At 33.1% G+C, this 1,943-nt stretch carries 1 protein-coding gene; it reads left to right on the forward strand.

Annotated features, from left to right (window positions below; all coding sequences use genetic code 11):
• The coding region (locus B154_RS0122745; protein ID WP_018616661.1) for a type I restriction endonuclease subunit R at window positions 1–1,943 on the forward strand (1,943 nt) is incomplete at both ends.

Here is a 1,943-nt window from a genome sequence, read left to right on the forward strand (position 1 = left end):
ATGTGCTTAAAGATTTTATTGAATCTTTCTTAGAACCGTGCCATATTGCTAAAATGATTAGCCGTTATATGATTATTAATGAAACAGATAAAATATTAATGGCCTTGAGACCGTATCAAGTCTATGCAGTAGAAGCTTTATTAAATCGTGCTATAGAAACAAATAACAATGGTTATATTTGGCATACGACAGGGAGTGGTAAAACCCTCACATCGTTTAAAGCGAGTCAAATCTTAGCGCAAGAACCAGATATTAAGAAAGTTATATTCTTAGTCGATCGCAAAGACCTAGATGGTCAAACTTTAGGGGAATTTAATAAGTTTGAGTCAGATTCTGTTGATAGGACGTTCAATACTAAAAAGTTACTCAAACAAATGGATGATCCTACACGGAAACTAATTGTTACGACGATTCAAAAAATGGATAATGCGATTAAATCAGGACATCCAGCCATGGAACGTTATAAAGAAGATAAAGTCGTTTTCATTATTGACGAATGCCATCGAACACAATTTGGTTCAATGCACCGTATCATCAGACAACATTTCGGAAACGCCCAATACTTTGGTTTTACGGGAACACCTAGATTTGAAGAGAATGCGAGTCAAGATGGACGCGCGACTGCGGATATTTTTGGAGAGTGTCTACACCATTATCTAATCAAAGATGCGATTAGAGATGGTAACGTGCTAGGTTTTTCTGTTGAATATATGAATACGTTTGACCGTAGTGAAAAAATTACCGAAGATGGTTATGTTAATAAAATTAATGAAGCTGAAATATGGATGGCAGACGAACGTGTTCAAAAAGTAGCAGAACATATTATTGCGAATCATAATAAGAAAACACGTGACCAAATGTACACAGGTATGTTGACCGTTCAAAGTATTCCAATGGCGATTCAATATTATCGTGTTTTCCAAAAATTGAAGAAACAAGGTGTACATAATTTTAATGTTACGACAATATTCAGTTATCAAGATAATGAAGCCATAGATGATACGATGGATGAACAAACTAGAAAAGTTATATTAGAAAGTATTATTCAGACATATAATCAAACCTATGATACTAACTTCTCAACAGAAACATTCGATGGTTACTTTAATGATATTTCTAAACGTGTAAAACAAGGCTTACCAGATCAAAAACTAGATATTCTTATCGTTGTAGATATGTTCTTAACAGGCTTCGATAGTAAAAAACTTAATACGTTATATGTGGATCGTAATTTACAACATCATTCACTCATCCAGGCTTACTCACGCACTAATCGCGTTGAAGAACCAACGAAACCTTATGGAAATATCGTTGCTTATAGAAATTTAAAAGAAAAAACAGATGAAGCAATCGAGCTCTTCTCTAAAACTGATAACACAGACACAGTGTTGAGTTTGTCATTCCAAGAATATGTAACGAAATTTAAACAAGCGCTTATTGAACTTTTTGAATTAGCTGAAACACCGCAATCAGTAGATAAACTTGAAAGAGAAGAAGAGAAACGTGATTTTGTAATTGCATATCGTGAATTGGCGAAGCAAATGCAAAAATTAAAAACTTTTGAAGAGTTTTCGTTTGATAAGGAAACATTAGGTATTGACGAACAAACTTATGAAGACTATAAAGGAAAATATCTTGATATATATGATAAGATTCGTCCTGAGAACGAGACAGGAGAGACGACATCTATATTAGAAGATCTTGATTTTAATATTGAAATTCTGCGTAATGATTTAATTAACGTGGAATATATATTAGATTTACTTAACCAAATTGACTTAAGTGATGCAGATAAACAAGAAAGGGATATCAAGGAGATTCGTAAAATTCTCGATAAAGCTGATGATGACCAATTGAGATTGAAATCCGATTTAATTCGAACATTCTTAGATAAAGTCGTACCGAACTTAAATGAAGGTGATTCAATTGATGATGCTTATTAT

The sequence above is a fragment of the Segetibacter koreensis DSM 18137 genome (assembly GCF_000374045.1).
GTDB classification, from domain to species: Bacteria; Bacteroidota; Bacteroidia; order Chitinophagales; family Chitinophagaceae; genus Segetibacter; species Segetibacter koreensis.